Source organism: Flagellimonas okinawensis (genome assembly GCF_029194005.1).
Lineage (GTDB): Bacteria > Bacteroidota > Bacteroidia > Flavobacteriales > Flavobacteriaceae > Flagellimonas > Flagellimonas okinawensis.
The window spans coordinates 1,177,818-1,195,218 of sequence record NZ_JARFVA010000001.1; the positions used below are offsets into that span (position 1 = coordinate 1,177,818).

General features: G+C 41.4%; 16 protein-coding genes. 6 read left to right on the plus strand and 10 right to left on the minus strand.

Going from position 1 to position 17,401, the window contains the following annotated elements; translation table 11 throughout:
* Position 1 precedes the first annotated feature (1 nt).
* Positions 2-1,579 carry a M61 family metallopeptidase gene (locus PY091_RS05660; protein WP_275648724.1) on the minus strand — a complete coding sequence of 526 codons (1,578 nt, stop codon included), beginning with the start codon at positions 1,577-1,579 and terminating at the stop codon, positions 2-4.
* Positions 1,580-1,841: 262 nt separating this feature from the next.
* Between PY091_RS05660 and PY091_RS05665 the strand changes: the two genes are divergently transcribed.
* Positions 1,842-3,218 (plus strand): exonuclease domain-containing protein, encoded by a 1,377-nt coding sequence (locus PY091_RS05665; protein WP_275648725.1) that lies wholly within the window; start codon positions 1,842-1,844, stop codon positions 3,216-3,218.
* Between the two features lie 62 nt (positions 3,219-3,280).
* On the opposite strand, the gene aceA is transcribed toward PY091_RS05665, so the two are convergent.
* Positions 3,281-4,561, minus strand: coding sequence for an isocitrate lyase (gene aceA, locus PY091_RS05670; protein ID WP_289623474.1), 1,281 nt, complete (start codon positions 4,559-4,561; stop codon positions 3,281-3,283).
* Positions 4,562-4,647: 86 nt separating this feature from the next.
* The gene (aceB, locus tag PY091_RS05675) at positions 4,648-6,246 is read right to left on the minus strand and encodes a malate synthase A (RefSeq protein WP_275648726.1); all 1,599 of its coding nucleotides are present in this window, start codon (positions 6,244-6,246) and stop codon (positions 4,648-4,650) included.
* Between the two features lie 127 nt (positions 6,247-6,373).
* On the opposite strand from aceB, the gene PY091_RS05680 reads away from it, so the two are divergent.
* Positions 6,374-7,849 (plus strand): helix-turn-helix domain-containing protein, encoded by a 1,476-nt coding sequence (locus PY091_RS05680; protein WP_275648727.1) that lies wholly within the window; start codon positions 6,374-6,376, stop codon positions 7,847-7,849.
* Here the strand turns inward: PY091_RS05680 and PY091_RS05685 are convergent, their stop codons facing one another.
* The 3 genes from PY091_RS05685 to PY091_RS05695 all read right to left on the minus strand — a co-directional run bounded on the left by PY091_RS05685 (position 7,850) and on the right by PY091_RS05695 (position 11,231).
* Positions 7,850-8,626: an aldose epimerase family protein gene (locus tag PY091_RS05685; protein WP_275648728.1), complete on the minus strand. Its 777-nt coding sequence runs from the start codon at positions 8,624-8,626 to the stop codon at positions 7,850-7,852.
* Complete coding sequence (locus PY091_RS05690) at positions 8,626-9,924, minus strand: M20/M25/M40 family metallo-hydrolase (RefSeq protein ID WP_275648729.1); 1,299 nt, start codon at positions 9,922-9,924, stop codon at positions 8,626-8,628. The genes PY091_RS05685 and PY091_RS05690 overlap by 1 nt, the downstream gene beginning before the upstream one ends.
* A 65-nt stretch (positions 9,925-9,989) precedes the next feature.
* Complete coding sequence (locus PY091_RS05695) at positions 9,990-11,231, minus strand: ABC transporter permease (protein WP_275648730.1); 1,242 nt, start codon at positions 11,229-11,231, stop codon at positions 9,990-9,992.
* Positions 11,232-11,234: 3 nt separating this feature from the next.
* Here PY091_RS05695 and PY091_RS05700 point away from each other — a divergent pair, with 3 nt between their 5' ends.
* Positions 11,235-12,458, plus strand: a complete 1,224-nt coding sequence (locus PY091_RS05700) for an exo-beta-N-acetylmuramidase NamZ family protein (RefSeq protein ID WP_275648731.1) — start codon at positions 11,235-11,237, stop codon at positions 12,456-12,458.
* 114 nt (positions 12,459-12,572) lie between these two features.
* Here the strand turns inward: PY091_RS05700 and PY091_RS05705 are convergent, their stop codons facing one another.
* Both PY091_RS05705 and PY091_RS05710 read right to left on the minus strand, forming a co-directional pair.
* Positions 12,573-13,403, minus strand: a complete 831-nt coding sequence (locus PY091_RS05705) for a sterol desaturase family protein (RefSeq protein WP_275648732.1) — start codon at positions 13,401-13,403, stop codon at positions 12,573-12,575.
* Positions 13,404-13,424: 21 nt separating this feature from the next.
* Positions 13,425-13,919: a YkgJ family cysteine cluster protein gene (locus PY091_RS05710; RefSeq protein WP_275648733.1), complete on the minus strand. Its 495-nt coding sequence runs from the start codon at positions 13,917-13,919 to the stop codon at positions 13,425-13,427.
* 72 nt (positions 13,920-13,991) lie between these two features.
* On the opposite strand from PY091_RS05710, the gene PY091_RS05715 reads away from it, so the two are divergent.
* From PY091_RS05715 to PY091_RS05725, 3 genes are read left to right on the plus strand one after another with little or no spacing between them, the layout of a single operon-like run.
* Positions 13,992-14,702, plus strand: a complete 711-nt coding sequence (locus PY091_RS05715; protein WP_275648734.1) for a class I SAM-dependent methyltransferase — start codon at positions 13,992-13,994, stop codon at positions 14,700-14,702.
* A 41-nt stretch (positions 14,703-14,743) separates the two neighbouring features.
* The gene (locus PY091_RS05720) at positions 14,744-15,544 is read left to right on the plus strand and encodes a hypothetical protein (protein WP_275648735.1); all 801 of its coding nucleotides are present in this window, start codon (positions 14,744-14,746) and stop codon (positions 15,542-15,544) included.
* A 24-nt stretch (positions 15,545-15,568) separates the two neighbouring features.
* Complete coding sequence (locus PY091_RS05725) at positions 15,569-16,213, plus strand: hypothetical protein (RefSeq protein WP_275648736.1); 645 nt, start codon at positions 15,569-15,571, stop codon at positions 16,211-16,213.
* 61 nt (positions 16,214-16,274) lie between these two features.
* Here PY091_RS05725 and PY091_RS05730 read toward each other — a convergent pair whose 3' ends face one another.
* Positions 16,275-16,907, minus strand: coding sequence for a 7-carboxy-7-deazaguanine synthase QueE (locus PY091_RS05730; protein WP_275648737.1), 633 nt, complete (start codon positions 16,905-16,907; stop codon positions 16,275-16,277).
* Between the two features lie 34 nt (positions 16,908-16,941).
* A complete protein-coding gene (locus PY091_RS05735) occupies positions 16,942-17,394 on the minus strand; it encodes a Rid family detoxifying hydrolase (RefSeq protein ID WP_275648738.1) in 453 nt (150 codons plus the stop codon).
* Positions 17,395-17,401: the final 7 nt, after the last annotated feature.

Genomic DNA, 17,401 nt, shown 5'->3' on the forward strand with positions numbered 1-17,401 from the left:
ATTAGTTTGATGATGGATATAAAAGCGATTTTCGAATGGCCAACTGCTTTTTATCGGGTTTTGCCATCTCCATTATTTTAAATGATCGCTTTACCAACTTGGAATCGCTTTCCAATTCGCTCAAATCAATTTTTAGCCCTGCGTAATCCAAATATTTTTGATAGTCAATTTGGGCCACTGTTTCTACATAATCCTTGATCTCATCAAGCGGTGTGCCGGCCAACTCTTCAGAAATTGCCCAAAACTCCTCTTTTTTAAAACCTCTGTTTTCCTTCAAATAATATTCATTGTAGAGAAAACGCATAACATCATCCAAAGAATTCTGGTTGTTCGAACCATTTCTTATGGCCAAGTCCAGTAGCAGTCCTATTATAGGTCCTTTGTTATAATATGAGATAGTGGTTTCTTGGGCATTTTCCTCCATATTTAGAAAGTTGAGCCAAATATCAAAGCTCGACCTAGAAAGTGACATATGGTCCTTACCCTCTATATTCTCGTATCGCCGGATGGAATCTGACAAATAATCCAATGCGGCATTGGGATGCAAAAGTCCTGCCCTTAGCATTATTATATACTCATAATAAACTGTAAGCCCTTCCGAGACCCATAGCATATCGGTATAATTTTCCTTGCTATAATCGAACGGCCCCAACTCAATGGGCCTAATAGCCTTTACATTATAAAGGTGAAAATATTCATGGGTTATAAAATTCAGGTAATCCACATAATTTTCCCGAGATGCAAACTCAAATGTACCTCCCGTAAATACTGCTTGCGAGTTCCAGTGCTCCAGACCACCCCCTCCAGCTTCCATCATAATAAAACAGTAATTATCATAGGGCACATGCTTCATTAAATCGGTCGATGCATCCATTATTTTTTTTAAATCACCAATAAACTCCTGCTCTTTAAGTCCTTCTGGCGTTGCTACTGCCAAATGATAGGATTTTCCTCTATGTTCAAAATCATACGTATTGTGGTTTCCCATATATACCGGGCTATCATAAAGAATATCAAAATTTTCGGCGTAATAGGTTCCGTTATCTTCCTTTTGCATTCCGGTGGATATGGATTGCCATTGGCCATACGGTGAAAAATCGATGGTCACGGACATATCAATTTTACCAGCGAGGTGCATAAACAAGGTATTGGGCATAATAAATGCCCTCTTTTCATTTATATTGGATTCTGCAACAGATTTATGGTTTGCAAATACCCGGTAAGTTATTTCGATATTGGAATTTGTACCATTTTCCACTTCCCATGTACTCTTTGTTGTCTTTTGCCAATTCAGGATTTTCCCTGAGTCATCATTAGCCTGAAAATCTACTATATACTTTGGAAAGTCCATTATTTTATAATAACCTGGTGACCAAACGGGCAGTTCAAAACTATTTTTTTCACCCTGTAGACCACTACAGATCAATTTCACCTCTGCATAATGTTTTTGGGGCTCCACAAAACTGACTTCATAGTGCATTTTTTGGCCAAATGTTATGGAACAGGTTAACATCCAGGCAAGAACCACCCAATTGACCAAGGTGGTTTTACTTACATTGTGTGGTTTTGGAACACCCATATTTTTTTTGAATTTATTATAATCAAAGGATGCATAAAGTTACGTCTATCAGGTATAGTCAATTAGATATTATTATCCATTTTTGATAGTATGTTAACCTTCTTGCGGATACTCCATCGACAATGGGTCCATTTAATATCAATGGTACCGATTGCCCTAAGGTTTGCAATGTGCGCATGATACTATTTTTTGTTTGTACGACGGGCAGTAATTTGGACACTTTTCAGTTTATCTCTAATTTCAATATTTATTCAATAGCGATTTGTACACCATAATAGACATAGAGACCACTGGAAATGGAATCAAGGGCAATAAGATTACCGAGATTTCCATTTTTAAATATGATGGAGACCAGATTGTGGATGAATTCACATCATTGGTGAACCCACAATGTCCCATCCCCTATTTTATTACCGGGCTTACTGGAATAGACGATCAAATGGTGCAGCACGCACCTACTTTTGATGAGATTGCAGATAACATCCAGAACATTACGGAGGGCTGTATTTTTGTGGCGCACTCGGTCAATTTTGATTATGGGGTAATCAAAGAGGAATTCAGGCAAATCGGTATTGATTTCACAAGAAAGAAACTCTGTACCGTACGATTGTCCAGAACATTGATTCCTGGGCTTCGTTCTTACAGTTTGGGCAAACTCTGCTCGGCTATTGAGATACCGTTATCGGACCGTCACCGGGCCCGTGGGGATGCTCATGCTACGGTACTTCTGTTCGAAAAGCTCTTGAGAAACCCAGCCTCGGACGAAGTATTCAAAAAATTCCTGAACGCCCGTAGCCAAGAGGCCACCCTACCACCTCATTTACCCAAATCTGTATTTGACAATATTCCCCAAAAACCTGGTATATATTATTTCTTGAACCAAAAAGGGGAAATTATTTACGTTGGCAAGGCCATTAACCTGAAGAAGCGGGTTCTGGGACATTTTTATGACAAAAGCAGAAAGGAGATTCAGATGTGCGGAGAAACAACCCATATAGATTTTAAACTATCGGGGAGTGAATTGGTCGCGCTGCTTATGGAATCTGCAGAAATAAAAAGGCTTTTCCCCCCGTATAATCGTGCTCAAAAAAGAACAGGAAAACAATACGCCATTTTTGCCTACGAAGACAGAAACGGTATAATGCACCTAGCTTATAACATCATAAAGGGTATTCCGAATCCGCTCAAGATTTTTCATAATCAGACCGAATGCAGATTGTATCTAGAGGAGGTATGCAAAACCTTTGCACTTTGCCCAAGATATTGTCATTTACAACAAACGAATACCGCTTGCTCGCATCATGAAATAAATACGTGTGAGGGCATATGCAGGGGAGAAGAAACTTTAGAACATTATAACCATAAGGTAAGCACGGCCATTGAACATATGAAAATGTTGGCTTCGGAAATACGCATTATCAAAGAAAAGGGAAGGGACAGTAATGAAAATGCGGTGGTTTTAATTGCAGATGGGATATACAAGGGGTTTGGTTTTATAGACAGGGACATGGAAATATCTTCGCTTGAAGATATTGAAGCCTTTATAACCCCACAAAAACATACCGTGGAAACCGATAGTATTCTTACCCAGTATCTTTTGAAACATTCGGATACCCATATCATGAACGTGCCCTCATAAAAAATGCCCCCAAAATTGAGGGCACTTCATATGAACAAATAACTACAGGTTGAAAAAATACATTATTTGAACTGAGCAGTTTCGGTACTATCTTTCATGGCCATGGTACTCGCCTTACCGGCAGTCACCACATTTTGAACCATGTCAAAGTAAGAGGTTCCAACAAAACCTTGATGTTTTACAGCTTTAAAACCATCCTTCTGCAGGGCAAACTCCCGCTCCTGCAGTTCAGAATATCCGGCCATTCCCCTTTCCTTGTAGGACCTGGAAAGTTCGAACATACTTGTATTCAGTGCATGGAAACCGGCAAGGGTGATAAATTGGAACCTATACCCCATAGCGGCCAGTTCCTCCCTAAAACTCTCCATTTCCTTTACGCTCAATTTCGCTGCCCAGTTAAATGATGGCGAACAATTATAAGCCAACATTTTATTAGGGAATTTACTATGAATGCCCTCCGCAAACTTTTTGGCCTGCTCCAAATCTGGGTTGGAGGTTTCCAACCAGATCAGGTCTGCAAAAGGAGCATAGCTCAATCCACGGTCTATCCCTTGCTCCAAACCATTGTTCACATAAAAGAAACCTTCCGGGGAACGTTCTCCTGTCAAGAATTGATGGTCTCTCTCATCTATATCACTGGTCAATAGATTGGCCGCATCGGCATCCGTTCTGGCAATGATTATGGTCGGTACTCCCATAACATCCGCAGCCAATCTGGCCGCAATTAATTTATTTATGGCTTCTTGGGTGGGTACCAACACCTTGCCTCCCAAGTGACCGCATTTTTTGGCAGAGCTCAACTGGTCTTCAAAATGAACACCGGAGGCTCCGTTCTCAATCATGGATTTCATCAGCTCAAAGGCATTTAGATTGCCTCCAAAACCAGCTTCGGCATCCGCAACAATAGGAACCAGATAATCCTTTTTTGGAGCAGCTCCATTTACGGTCTGTATTTGATCGGCCCTCAACAAGGCATTATTGATACGCTTTACCACCATGGGAACACTATTGGCAGGATACAGGGATTGATCGGGATACATTTCCCCCGATAAGTTCGCATCGGCAGCAACTTGCCAACCACTTAAATAAATGGCATCGAGACCGGCTTCAACTTCCTGTATGGCCTGATTACCTGTCAATGCTCCCAAACCTGCCACAAAATCTTGGCTGTTCAATTTGTTCCAAAGCTTCTCGGCGCCGATTCTTGCAATGGAATGATCAATTTCATAGGATCCACGAAGTTTGATCACTTCCTCTGCGGTATAGGGGCGTTCCACACCTTTCCATCTCGGATTTACTGTCCAATCCGTTACAAGAGCTTGAATTTTTTCCTTTTTTTCCATAATTTTATAATTCGAAATTTGACTTGAATCCCATGTAATGTTCGCGCATTCTTGGGATTTTTTTATTGATTCTGTATGTGTGCTGTTTAAATTTCCCGATAAGCCTTGGTGGTCAAGAACTCTTCAAACTTTTTGGTCCTCACCAATTTATCGAACAATGCGGTGGCTTCCTCAAACTTGGTATTGTGCATGTTTCCTTCACCGACCAGATGTCGTATTTTGGTGATTTCCTCATTTAAAATGGATTGATAGAGCTCATCGGTCAATTTTCTGCCATCGTCCAACCTGACATTGAATTTGAGCCATTGCCAGATCTGTGTTCTGGATATTTCCGCGGTAGCCGCATCCTCCATCAAATTATTGATAGCGACACAACCGTTGCCCCTCAACCAAGATTCCAGGTACATGATCCCAACGGAGATATTCTTTCGAATACCTTTTTCGGTGATCGTTCCCTCGGGCACCGCAATAAGATCATCCGCTGTGATCACATCATCGGCACGTAGTTTGTCCAATTGGTTGGGCCCGGGCATATACTGATCAAAGATGTCCTTAGCAATCTTTACCAGTCCTGGGTGTGCCACCCATGTTCCATCGTGCCCGTTTTTAACTTCCCTTTCCTTGTCCAAACGAACTTTCTGCAATGCCTTCTCATTGGCAATCGGGTCGTTGTTTATTGGAATTTGTGCAGCCATGCCTCCCATGGCGTGTATTCCCCTTTTATGGCACCGTTGAATTACCAACTTGGAATAAGCATCCATAAACGGCACTGTCATGGTCACCTGATCTCTGTCCGGCATAATAAACTCCGGATGGTTCTTAAACTTCTTGATATAGGAAAATATATAATCCCATCTTCCACAATTAAGTCCCACGATATGGTTTTTGAGCTCGTAGATGATCTCATCCAACTGAAAACTTGCGGTTATGGTCTCAATTAACACCGTGGCCTTGAAGGTACCTACGGGAATTCCCAAATACTCTTCGGCAAAGGTCATTACCTCGTTCCACCACCGTGCCTCCAAATAATGCTCTAATTTGGGCAAATAAAAATAGGGTGCCGATTTTCTACGTCGGAGTGTTCCCGTATTGTGGAAAACATACAAAGCAAAATCTACCAAGCTACCGGAAGTCTCTTCGCCGTTGATCAATATATGGCGTTCGTTTAAATGAAGCCCTCTTGGACGCACAAGCAATACAGCTACCTCATCGTTCAGTTTATAATCCTTCCCTTTTTTGGAGTCGTGATAGGTTATGGTCCTTTCATTGGCATCAATCAAGTTTTGCTGTCCCTGCATACAATTATACCAAGATGGGGCATTGCTGTCTTCAAAATCCGCCATAAAAGTCTTGGCTCCGGAATTCAATGCATTGATGACCATTTTCCGATCCACTGGTCCGGTTATTTCCACACGTCTATCCAACAAGTCTTCGGGAATACCCTTCACTTTCCAATCAGCCGTTCTGGTCTGTTGGGTTTCTTCAGAAAATTCTGGAAAAACACCTAGGTCAAATTGTATTTGCCTTTTAGTTCTCTCTTCCAGCAATTGCAATCTGGATCGGTTGAATTTTTGATGTAGCTCAATCAAAAACTCCAAAGCTTGATCCGTCAACAATTCTGGATAATAATTCGTTACCTCCTTTGCAAACTGCAATGTTGTTCTGGTCATTATTGCTTCTTCCATAATAGATTTCATTTTGTTAAACAAGATTAACGCAAACGTTTGAGAAAATCAAGCGAACGTTCGCTTTTTTATGTTTATTCGCTATTTTTAATAGATTCGCAAAAAAACATATCTTTGATCACGAAAAATGGAAGAAGAATACATCAAATTAATATTTGGGCTGAAGCTCAAGCAGATAAGAACCAAGAGAAAGTTATCCTTGTTTGGGCTTTCCAAGCTTTCCGGACTTTCAAAATCGTATTTGAACGAGATTGAAAAAGGGAAAAAATACCCCAAAACAGATAAGATTGCGCTCTTGGCGGAAAAATTAGAGGTACCCTACGATAGTATGGTGTCCCTAAAATTGGACAAGAACTTGGCTCCGGTCGGTGAACTCCTAAAATCCAAAGTGCTAAAAGAGTTACCACTGGAACTCTTTGGTATCAAGGAGAGTGACCTTATTGATATCGTAGCCAATGCGCCAACTAAAGTGAATGCCTTTATCAGCACCATAATAGAAATTGCGAAGCACTACAATTTTGGAAAGGAAAATTTTTACCTGGCTTCGCTACGTTCCTTCCAAGAGGCGAGCAACAACTTTTTCCCTGATCTGGAAGAAGCAGTTCAAAATTTTGCCAAAGCTTATCAGGTCAACTTAAAAAAGTCTCCTACTTCTGAAGAGTTGGAGGAAATATTGATCGAGGAATATGGGTACACCATAAACAACGATGAGCTGACCAAATATAAAGAGCTCGATAAACTGCGGTCCATTTTTGTACCAAAGACCAAAACACTTTTGATTGCCGATCATATTGATGAGGCGCAGAGGGCTTTTATCTACGCCAAAGAAATCGGTTACAATTATTTACAGATCGAGGAACGCCTATATACCTTTACTTGGATCAAATTCAACAATTTTGACCAGGTACTCAACAACTTTTACGCCTCCTACTTTGCCGGCGCACTGGTAATTCCGCGTGGTTTGATCAAAAAAAATATAGATGCGTTTTTATCCAAGCCCCATTTCGACAAAACATTCTTGGCTGGTATAAAAAACAACTACAACGCTTCGCCCGAATCACTGTATCAACGTTTGACCAATATTTTGCCCAACGACTACCAATTGGAAAATCTATTTTTCTTGCGATTGAGCCATAAAGGGGGAAGCAACCATTTTGAGATCACCAAAGAGTTGCACCTTACCCATCAACATTCACCGCACGGAAACGAAACCAACGAAAAGTATTGTAGGAGATGGGTATCCATTCGGGTGTTACAGGATATTGCCAAAGGCACGGAAGACCATCTTATGGATGTACAGATTTCGCATTATCCCAATGACGGATTGTCCTATCTCATTTTTTCCAGTGCTACGGCAGACCCATTTAAGAAAGAGGAATACCGGAGTGTAAGCCTTGGTCTATTGATCAATGACCAACTCAAAAAAAAGGTGGAATTTTTAAACGACCCGAACATTAAACCCTATGATGTAGGGGTAACCTGCGAGCGATGTGCCATTGCGGATTGCAAGGTGAGGCAATCCGCTCCCGTAATCTTAAATAGACAACAGCAGTACATAAAAACCGAATCCGTTGTTGATGAACTTCAAAAAAAGTTCAGTTAACTATGCGTTGGGCTTAAGGACAACCTTGAAAGTGGATATATTGTCCAGCTGTTGAAAACCCTCATGCAGTTTGTTCTGCTCAACAGCGTAGGGATAAAAAGAAATAGGCTCTATACACACCATGTTCCTAACTTCTGTCCAGCACATAAAATTGCCAAATTCCTCTGTCTCTATGGTAATCTCTTTTTTATCCTTAAATGTTATGCTAGTACAATCGGCCACTTGGAGCGCCCGGCTTCCCACTGCCAGAACCTCATCCAAAGCAATCTCTTCACCATTGGCAACAATTACCGGTGACTCCGTGTAAATCTTAAATGCTGGATGGTACCCCAACATAAATGGCATACCCTTTTCCCCGGTAATACTAAAATGTACTTCCAGACCATCCTTTGTAAGCAAAAAGGATTTTTCGAACCTGAAGTCGTAGGGCCATGTAAGTGCTTCTTCTGTTGACTTTTCGGGAAACTTGGAGTTGTACACCTCGGTTCCTGCTCGGTAATCCTTTACATATACCACTGATGTATCGGTTTGGTGCTCCAATTGATATTCCATTTGGCGCAAATGTCCGTGCTGGTCCTGAACGGCAATACTCTTGGGTGTTTCAACACGGAAACCTGCCTCATTTACAGGTCCGATGATCGGAAACATTTCGGTATCCGCACTTCCCCACCCTGGGCTTCCCTTTTGGTGTATAAACTCATGTCCGTCAACTTCGAAACTTACCAATTCCCCTGCATCTATACTCACACGGGAATTATCTTTTTTAAGTGTTACCATTACTTGGTGTTTATCAATCTGTAGATTAGAATCGCGGTACGTTTGGTCAATGCCTCAATTGTGTTGAGATTAACTGTTTCTTGTGGGGTATGGGCATTTGTTCCCATGGTTCCCAATCCATCCAATCCATCTACATATTCTGCTACAAAGGATACATCGGCCGCTCCTCTTTTACCCGGATCGTACGCTATAACTTCCCCTTGCTTTAGATCAAGGCTCACTTCGTTCAATGTTTGCAGCAATTGAAGATTCCCTTCCGTGGGCTGCATGGCCGGATAACTATCCGTAAAACTTACGGTTGCCGAAGTCTTGGGTAGGTTATTGGCGACGATTTCCCTCATTTTGTTCCGTGCACGCTCTTTTTGTTCTTCAGAAATAAACCTGAGCCCTCCTTTAACCACTGCTTTTTGAGCTACCACATTACTCTTGCCGAAAGCATCTCCCTTACTTTTTAGCTCATCGTAATTCACGAAAGTTCCTCCAAGAAGTACTCCTGGGTTAAAGGTCAGTAGATCCTCTCCTTTGACATCCGTATAAAATTCATGCAGGATCCTTGACATTTCAAAAATCGCACCAGCACCTGTTCCTTCGCTAAAAATTCCTGAAGAATGGGCTCGTTTTCCGTCAACTTCCACGGACCATCCCGACGAACCTCTTCTAGCTACTGTGGCGTAGTTAAAACCAGTTGAATTTTCGAAACCCAATGCTATATCGCTTCGCTTGGCAGCATCTATCAAATCTTTTCGACTAATGGAAAGTGGACTGCCGGTACTCTCTTCATCACCTGTAAAAGCGACAATGATCTGGGCATCATTCAAAAGTCCATTGTCGTGCAAGGCTTTCAACGCATATAGTACAATTACGTCGCCGCCTTTCATATCGTTCCCACCTGGGGCATGGGCAATGCTATCGTTGACCATTTCAAAGGTCTGAAAAGGACTGTCTTCTTCAAAAACCGTATCCAGGTGCCCTATGAGCAACAACTTTTTTCCTTTTTTACCAGAAGTTTCTGCAAACAAATGACCAGAACGGTTCATTTCTGCAGGCATTTCTATCCAAGTCGTTTCAAATCCTATATCATCAAAGGCATCTTTAAAGACCATACCAACCTTTTTGACCCCTTCGGCATTTAGGGTTCCACTGTTGATATTGACTACTTTCTCAAGAAAACCGATTGCTTCCTGATTGTTTTTCTCGATAGTGGAAACTATCTTTTTTTCTGTCCTGGAAAGTTTTTGGGCACTTAAGGAAGTAACTAGAATCAGTGCCAAAATGGTCGAAAAATATCTTATTGTCATGGTGGGTTATTTTGCAGGACAAGTTATCAAAATAGATTGACAAAGCCTGCAAAACCAAGCATCTTCTACTCGAACTGAATCGCCTTTACCGGAGTTATTTTCGTGATGATGTAAGAAGGTACCAAAAGCATGAGCAAACAAAGCAACATGACCCCGATATTCAAGAGTAAAATGGTGGGTGCATCCATATGGACCGGAATGTATTCGATATAATATTCTTCCGGATTGGGAAATTTAAACATTCGGTAGCGGTCCTGAAGAAAAATCAACCCAAGACCGATCAGGTTGCCCCAGAACAGACCAATGGCAATTAAATAGGCCGCATTGTACAGGAACACTTTGCGGATACTCCAATTTGCCGACCCCAATGCTTTTAAAATTCCGATCATTTGGGTACGTTCCAAGATAAGCACAAGCAAGGCCGTGATCATATTTATACCGCCAACTATAATCATTATTCCTATGATCAGGGCTATGTTAAAATCAAAAAGACCTATCCATTCAAAAATGCGAAAGTATTTGGACTTTATATTTTGCGTATCCAGCACAGAAATGGTGCTATTATAAATCTCATTTGTTTTTTCTTCAATTTGGTCAAAGTCGTACAAAAAGACCTCGAAATTCCCAATTTGGTCATCCTCCCAACGGTTCATCAATTGAATATGCCGGATATCCACGAAGACATAGGTTTCATCAAACTCCTCAAAACCGCTATCATATATCCCAACAATTTCGAACCTTCTATTGTTCGGTGGTTTGGAAGCATCTCCGTCCCTTAAAAAAAATGAAAAGAAACTATCCCCTACCTTTAACTGTAACCGATTGGCCATTAAACTTGATATAAGTACCTCTTCGTTGAGTTTGCCGGTATAGTCGGGCAACCTTCCATCCACCAAATACTCTTTAAAGGTGGTCCAGTCGTAGTCCGTACCCACCCCTTTGGCCAACATGCCCTCAAAAGTATCTGCCGTTCTAATAATTCCACCTTTGGTGGCTACCGCCTGCACATGCTTTATACCATCAACACTTTCGAAATCGGGATAAAAGTTTTGATCTTTGGAAATAGGAATCAGGGAAACCTCCGAGTTATTGTTATTGAAGTTGGAAATTTGAATATGCCCATTGAAGGCCGCTACCTTTTCGCGTATCTTATTTTTAAGGCCCACACCTGTAGCAATGGCAATGAGCATCATTACCACACCTATTGCAATCGCAGTGATGGCAATTTTTATTATCGGGGCGGAAATACTAATTTTATGTTCCTTCCCTGTAACAAGGCGTTTGGCAATAAATAATTCTAAATTCAACGAATGCCCATTTTATCTAGATTCAAAAGTACAGTTTTATTGTTGTTTTTGATGTTTTCCGCATGCAAGGGACAACAAAAAGAACCAAATTCAACTTCAGAAACAAAAATAGAAGCACCTGCACCCATAAAAGTGGCAGCGAACAAGACCGAAGTTTACTTGCCTTTGTTAAAGGGAAAAACCGTAGGTGTTGTGGCCAATCCAACAAGTGTGATTTTTAAGGAAAAGGGATATACGCATTTGGTAGACACCTTGCTATCTTCTGGAATTGATGTAAAAAAAGTGTTCGCTCCCGAACATGGATTTAGAGGTACAGCAGATGCTGGAGAACACGTAAAGGACGGAATGGACACCCAAACGGGTTTACCCATAATTTCACTGTATGGTAAAAACCGAAAACCTTCCCAAGAGCAATTGAGCGAGTTGGATATAATTGTTTTTGATATACAGGACGTGGGGGTCAGGTTCTACACTTTTATAGCATCCTTACAGCTGGTTATGGAAGCTTGTGCCGAAAACAATGTTCCTATTCTTGTGCTGGACCGACCCAATCCCAACGGACATTATGTGGACGGCCCCACCATGTTGAAGGAACATGCCGGTTATTTGGGCATGAACACGATTCCCTTGGTATATGGGATGACCATGGGCGAATATGCCCAAATGTTGAATGGTGAAGGATGGTTGGAAAATGGCATCAAAGCCGATTTAACGGTAATTAAACTGGAGAACTACACTCACGAATCCGAATACCATTTACCCATTCGACCCTCCCCTAACCTACCCAACGACACATCGATTACATTATATCCCAGTTTAGGGCTGTTTGAAGGCACCAATGTTAATGCTGGACGGGGCACAGAATTCCAGTTTCAACGTTACGGAGCTTCTTTTATGGATAGTACAGCTTATGACTTTAGCTACGTGCCCGAGCCCAACTTCGGTTCCAAATACCCCAAAGAAGAAGGCAAAACCTGTTATGGCAATGACCTCTCAAACACACCTAGAATGAGCGAGGTGACCATGCAATGGATTATTGATGCTTACAACAACACTTCGGACAAATCCAAATTCTTTCTGACCAGCGGATTTACCAAACATGCGGGCACCCCCCTTCTACAACAACAAATTGAGCAAGGAATGACCAATGAAGAAATCAAAGCCACTTGGCAAAACGACTTAGAAAGTTTTAAAAAAATTAGAGAGAAGTATCTGATTTATGATTGAGCAAGTGGGTGTTGGTTATTGGTTTTTGGTTGATGGTTGGTATTCAGGAAAGCGTTCTCGACTGCGCTCGAACTGACAAGCGATAATTATGACTGCCTACTTTTTAAATACATCCTATCCCTCGGTAGTTGGTCTTCGATACTTATGGAAAGGTTGTTTTAGCAACCCTTTGATGCTACTGTTCTCCTTTTCATCAGGGAAGGTATCCACTCCATAAACAATGTCTTTTGGATTCATTGTCATGTAAGTACCGAACAATCGATCCCAAATGGAGAAAATATTTCCGTAGTTGGAATCGGTATAGGGCAATTGATAATGATGATGTACTTTATGCATATCCGGACTCACAATAAACCAACTGATGGCATTATCCACTTTTTTGGGCAAACGGATATTGGCATGGTTGAATTGAGAGAACACCACCGACAAACTTTGATACAACATAATGATACCTATCGGGGCACCAACAATGAGCACACCGGCCAGTGTAAACGCATAACGAATCAAACTTTCCAATGGATGATGTCGGTTAGCGGTGGTAGTATCCACATTATGATCGGAATGGTGCACCAGATGAACCATCCATAGCGGCTTTACCTTATGTTCCACCCAATGGGCGGCATAGGCACCGATCAGGTCCAATAACATTACACCAAGGACCACATAGAGCCATAATGGCATCTCCGGCAACCAATTGATTATACCAAATTGGTTTTCCACTGCCCAATCGGAAGACTTGAGCAACAAAAACGCCAGTGGAAAGTTCACGATTATAGTGGTTAACGTGAAAAAGAAATTAGGGACCGAGTGCCGCCATTTTTTATAGGGCACATTGAACAAGGGCACCATCCCTTCCAAAATCCAGAAAAAAGTGATTCCTCCTACCAAAATAAGACTTCGGTGCAATGAAGGAATGGTCTCGAAATATGAAATAATCTGTTCCATTCCTTCAAATATAGCAAATCATTAAAATTTGATGTTTTTTTTCATCTCCTCCACAATATTGTATGCCGCAGGGCAAATGGCAACATTCTTCATTGTGAGATTAGAAATCTGTTGGAACTTTTTTCGGTCTGTGTGGGGAAACTCTCGGCAGGCTTTGGGCCTAACATCATAAATGGAACAATAATTATCGGCTCCCAAAAAAGTACAGGGCACCTGTTGCAACACATAATCGTTTTCCTCATCAACCCTTAAAAACTCATTAATAAACTGGGAAGGCTTCATCCTAAAGTGCTTAGCAATCCTTTCAATATCAGCGTTGGTGAACAAGGGACCCGTTGTTTTACAGCAATTGGCACAGCTTAGACAGTCCGTTCTCTCAAACTCTGCATGGTGCAGCTCTTGCATGGTATAATCCAAATCTTTTGGGGGACGCTTTTTTAGCTTGCCAAAGAATTTTTTGTTCTCGGAATGCTTCTCCCTGGCCTTTTGCGGTAAATCCCTGAGTATTTCCTCCATAGTGCACAAACTTATCCATTTTAAACCTTTCTATGCAATTAAAGTCCCACCTTTGCACAAACAATACGAGCTATGGCAGACGTTTTTGGAATGGCCATCAAAGATTATCAAAGCGGCCATTATACAGAGGACATAAAAACGTATTCATCTTTAGATGAAGAAGATGTAATTCCCATTCCCTATTTGTTCAGGGGTTTTAAGGAAATGCCCGTAATTGAACAAAAAGCCTTGAAATTGGCAAAAGGAAAAGTCTTGGATATTGGGGCCGGAGCTGGCAGCCATGCACTATATCTTCAAAATAAAGGATTTGAGGTGACCGCTCTGGACAACTCAGAAGGATGTGTTGATGTATGTAAGGAGAGAGGCTTAACTTCTGTTGTCCTGAATACTATTTTAGATTACTCCGAAGAAAGGTACGACACCCTTCTTTTACTTATGAACGGTATCGGCCTAGCAGGGAAATTGAATAATTTAAGTCCATTTTTACAACATTTGGCTTCATTATTGCAACCCAATGGTCAGGTTCTGCTTGATTCCAGCGATATCATCTACATGTTCGAACAGGATGAGGATGGCGGTTATTGGATACCGAACGATGGTTCATACTATGGAGAGGTTTCTTTTGAAATGGAATATAAAGGAGTTAAAAGCGCCCCTTTTGATTGGGTTTATGTAGATTTTAATACCTTACAAAATGCCTGTGATTCAAATGGTTTTAATTGTGAACTTGTAATTTCAGGGGAGCATTACGACTATTTGGCAAAGCTTACGTTAAAGAAATAATAGAATCCAATGTGGATCGTTCTATTACATATTACTTTGTTATGAAAAAAATTGCTTTAATCACCCTCCTGAGCTTTGGCCTGCTGTTAAGTTGCTCCAAAGATTCCGATGTTACTTCATCACCCGATTCCAACACAAACTTAAAAGCTGGAAATCTGTTAACAACCGGGGCATCTGCCAGGGACTTACTTTCCAACGACAATTTCGACAAACTTTTGATCGAGATAGATTATGTGACGGGTTTTGCTCCAACTGCGGGTGCAATTGCCAATTTTGAAGAATTTTTATTGGCAAGGACCTTTAAACAAACGATAGAATTTCGGTATTCAGCTGTACCAGCGACCAATGAAGAAAGCTTAACCCTTCAGGAAGTTGTTGATTTGGAAGAGGAGAACAGGAACGAGTACAACAATGGTTCAACCTTGGCTGTTCACATATTTTTCGCAGATGCACCTTCGGAAGGCGATGCTGACAACAGCGACCTTGTAACATTGGGTGCTGTGTATAGAAACACCTCTATGGTAATTTATGAGTCAACCGTAAAGCAAATGGCAAGCAGCAGCGCTGCCATTACCACCGAAGAAATTGAGACTGCTACTTTGTTGCACGAATTTGGACATTTGTTCGGTTTGGTAAACTTGTCCACACAATCGGTCAATGATCATGAAGATGCAGAGGCGGAAAACCATTGCAATGTGGATGGTTGTTTAATGAGGGCCGAAATACAGTTTGGAGCATCCTTGCTAAAGCAAATGCAACAAAATGCTTCCAAAGGTTTAGAGTCCGTTCCCGATATAGGACCAGAATGCCTCTTGGACCTCCAAAAATATGGGGGACGCTAACCTCTTAAGAAACATCAACTGGCAATGAATCTGTTTGGAAAAGCAACTTTTAAAACGATACATTGCTTTATCCTGGTTTTCACCTTATTTGCCCTGTCCTGCACTCCTGAAGGTCAGCGAAGTGACTTAGAGGTCATCAATGCTTTTATTGAAGCACGAATCAATCAACAAAAAAGTGATATTCGAATATATCAACCTCCTCCCCCGCCTGAACTACAGGATAGCTTAGGTGTCGATGGCCGCACCAAACCAGGTTCTATCATCAACAAATTGCCTCCGCTCACTATCTACATAAATCCTGTGATTGAATATAATAAGGAGCCGATAGCCATTACCGACAACAGCTTAGGCGATTTATCATTTATAGGAGATGTCCGACCAACTGTTCGGAGATTGAATTCAATTCATTTCTCCCAAAAAAAAGGTGTTAGTTTACAACTGATTGATAGCGGGGATTTTTTTGCTTCGTACAAGAAACTTCGCCAGAAATCGGGATATGGCGGCTATTATAGTTTCCAGAACCTCTATTATTCTAAAAACCTTCAAAAGGCCTATTTCAAAATCTCACATTACAAAGGAAAACTTGGTGGGTCCACATATGCGGTTTTATGCACAAAGAATATGGATGGCACATGGACGTTTAAGATGCAACTTTTGAGTATTTCCTAATGGATAAAGATGCTCGGACACACCCTACTGAAACCATCAAAAAACGCGGAAACAAATTGTTTTAGGGAATATTCAAGTACTTATGCGTTTGCAGGGAAACTTTCCATTTAGGATTTTTCATCACATAATCCACGATCTGTGGCACCATTTTCTCCCTCACGCTCCATTCAGGCTGCAGATAAAGTATGCAATCTTCACCGACCTTGGATGCCTGCTCCTCCGCGAATATAAAATCGTGTTTATTGTAAACGATTACTTTGAGTTCGTGGGCTTTTTCATAAATATCACCCACGGGAAGCTTGTTCTTTTTAGGGGATAGGCAAATCCAATCCCAAACTCCGGTCAGTGGATAGGCGCCAGAAGTTTCAATATGGATTTTCATGTTCTTTGCCTTGAGCCCTTCGGTCAAAGGTCCCATATCCCACGTTAACGGCTCCCCTCCTGTAATTACAATGGTATCAGAGTATTTTTCTGCATTCGCCACAATGCTATCGATTGCCGTAGGCGGGTGTGTTTCTGCATTCCAACTTTCCTTTACATCGCACCAATGGCATCCCACATCGCATCCTCCTACCCTTATAAAATAAGCAGCTGTCCCTTTATGGTAACCTTCCCCTTGAATGGTATAAAATTCCTCCATAAGAGGCAGCATAAGGCCCTTTTCCACCAAATCCATCACGTTTTCTTCTACCATTTTGCAAAGATAGGCCTCTTCTGTGGTTTCACCTCTATTTTACGGCAATAACATCGATTTCTATGTTCCCATTGGCAGCTATGCCTTTTGCTGCAAAAGTTGTCCTTGCTGGTTTTTTGGTGAAATACTGGGTATATATTTCATTAAAAGCGGCAAAATCATTGATATCACTTAAAATCACCGTACACTTCACCACATTGTCCAAGGTTAAACCATGTTGCTTTAACACATCCTGAATATTTTTGATGGCCTGTTCGGTTTCAGCCTGAATGCCACCTTCCACCAAGGTTCTTGTTGTCTGGTCCATTCCCAATTGGCCGGCCAAAAAGAACATATTCCCCGCTTGCACTGCATCGCTATAAGGTGCACCTTGCTTTTTGGGCTCGTGCGACTTATGAAAAATAATCTCGGTGCTTTCTTGTGCGTATGTAGTTGTGATTGTCCCGCACATCAAAATAAACAGGAATAGATAGTGAAAAGGTTTCATGATCTCG

Excerpts from the sequence above, each read along its gene's own strand:
- PY091_RS05660 (WP_275648724.1), bottom strand. The coding sequence starts at position 1,579 with ATGGGTGTTCCAAAACCACACAATGTAAGTAAAACCACCTTGGTCAAT.
- aceA (WP_289623474.1), bottom strand. The coding sequence starts at position 4,561 with ATGGAAAAAAAGGAAAAAATTCAAGCTCTTGTAACGGATTGGACAGTA.
- aceB (WP_275648726.1), bottom strand. The coding sequence starts at position 6,246 with ATGGAAGAAGCAATAATGACCAGAACAACATTGCAGTTTGCAAAGGAG.
- PY091_RS05680 (WP_275648727.1), top strand. The coding sequence starts at position 6,374 with ATGGAAGAAGAATACATCAAATTAATATTTGGGCTGAAGCTCAAGCAG.
- PY091_RS05685 (WP_275648728.1), bottom strand. The coding sequence starts at position 8,626 with ATGGTAACACTTAAAAAAGATAATTCCCGTGTGAGTATAGATGCAGGG.
- PY091_RS05690 (WP_275648729.1), bottom strand. The coding sequence starts at position 9,924 with ATGACAATAAGATATTTTTCGACCATTTTGGCACTGATTCTAGTTACT.
- PY091_RS05700 (WP_275648731.1), top strand. The coding sequence starts at position 11,235 with ATGCCCATTTTATCTAGATTCAAAAGTACAGTTTTATTGTTGTTTTTG.
- PY091_RS05705 (WP_275648732.1), bottom strand. The coding sequence starts at position 13,403 with ATGGAACAGATTATTTCATATTTCGAGACCATTCCTTCATTGCACCGA.
- PY091_RS05710 (WP_275648733.1), bottom strand. The coding sequence starts at position 13,919 with ATGGAGGAAATACTCAGGGATTTACCGCAAAAGGCCAGGGAGAAGCAT.
- PY091_RS05715 (WP_275648734.1), top strand. The coding sequence starts at position 13,992 with ATGGCAGACGTTTTTGGAATGGCCATCAAAGATTATCAAAGCGGCCAT.
- PY091_RS05720 (WP_275648735.1), top strand. The coding sequence starts at position 14,744 with ATGAAAAAAATTGCTTTAATCACCCTCCTGAGCTTTGGCCTGCTGTTA.
- PY091_RS05725 (WP_275648736.1), top strand. The coding sequence starts at position 15,569 with ATGAATCTGTTTGGAAAAGCAACTTTTAAAACGATACATTGCTTTATC.
- PY091_RS05730 (WP_275648737.1), bottom strand. The coding sequence starts at position 16,907 with ATGGTAGAAGAAAACGTGATGGATTTGGTGGAAAAGGGCCTTATGCTG.
- PY091_RS05735 (WP_275648738.1), bottom strand. The coding sequence starts at position 17,394 with ATGAAACCTTTTCACTATCTATTCCTGTTTATTTTGATGTGCGGGACA.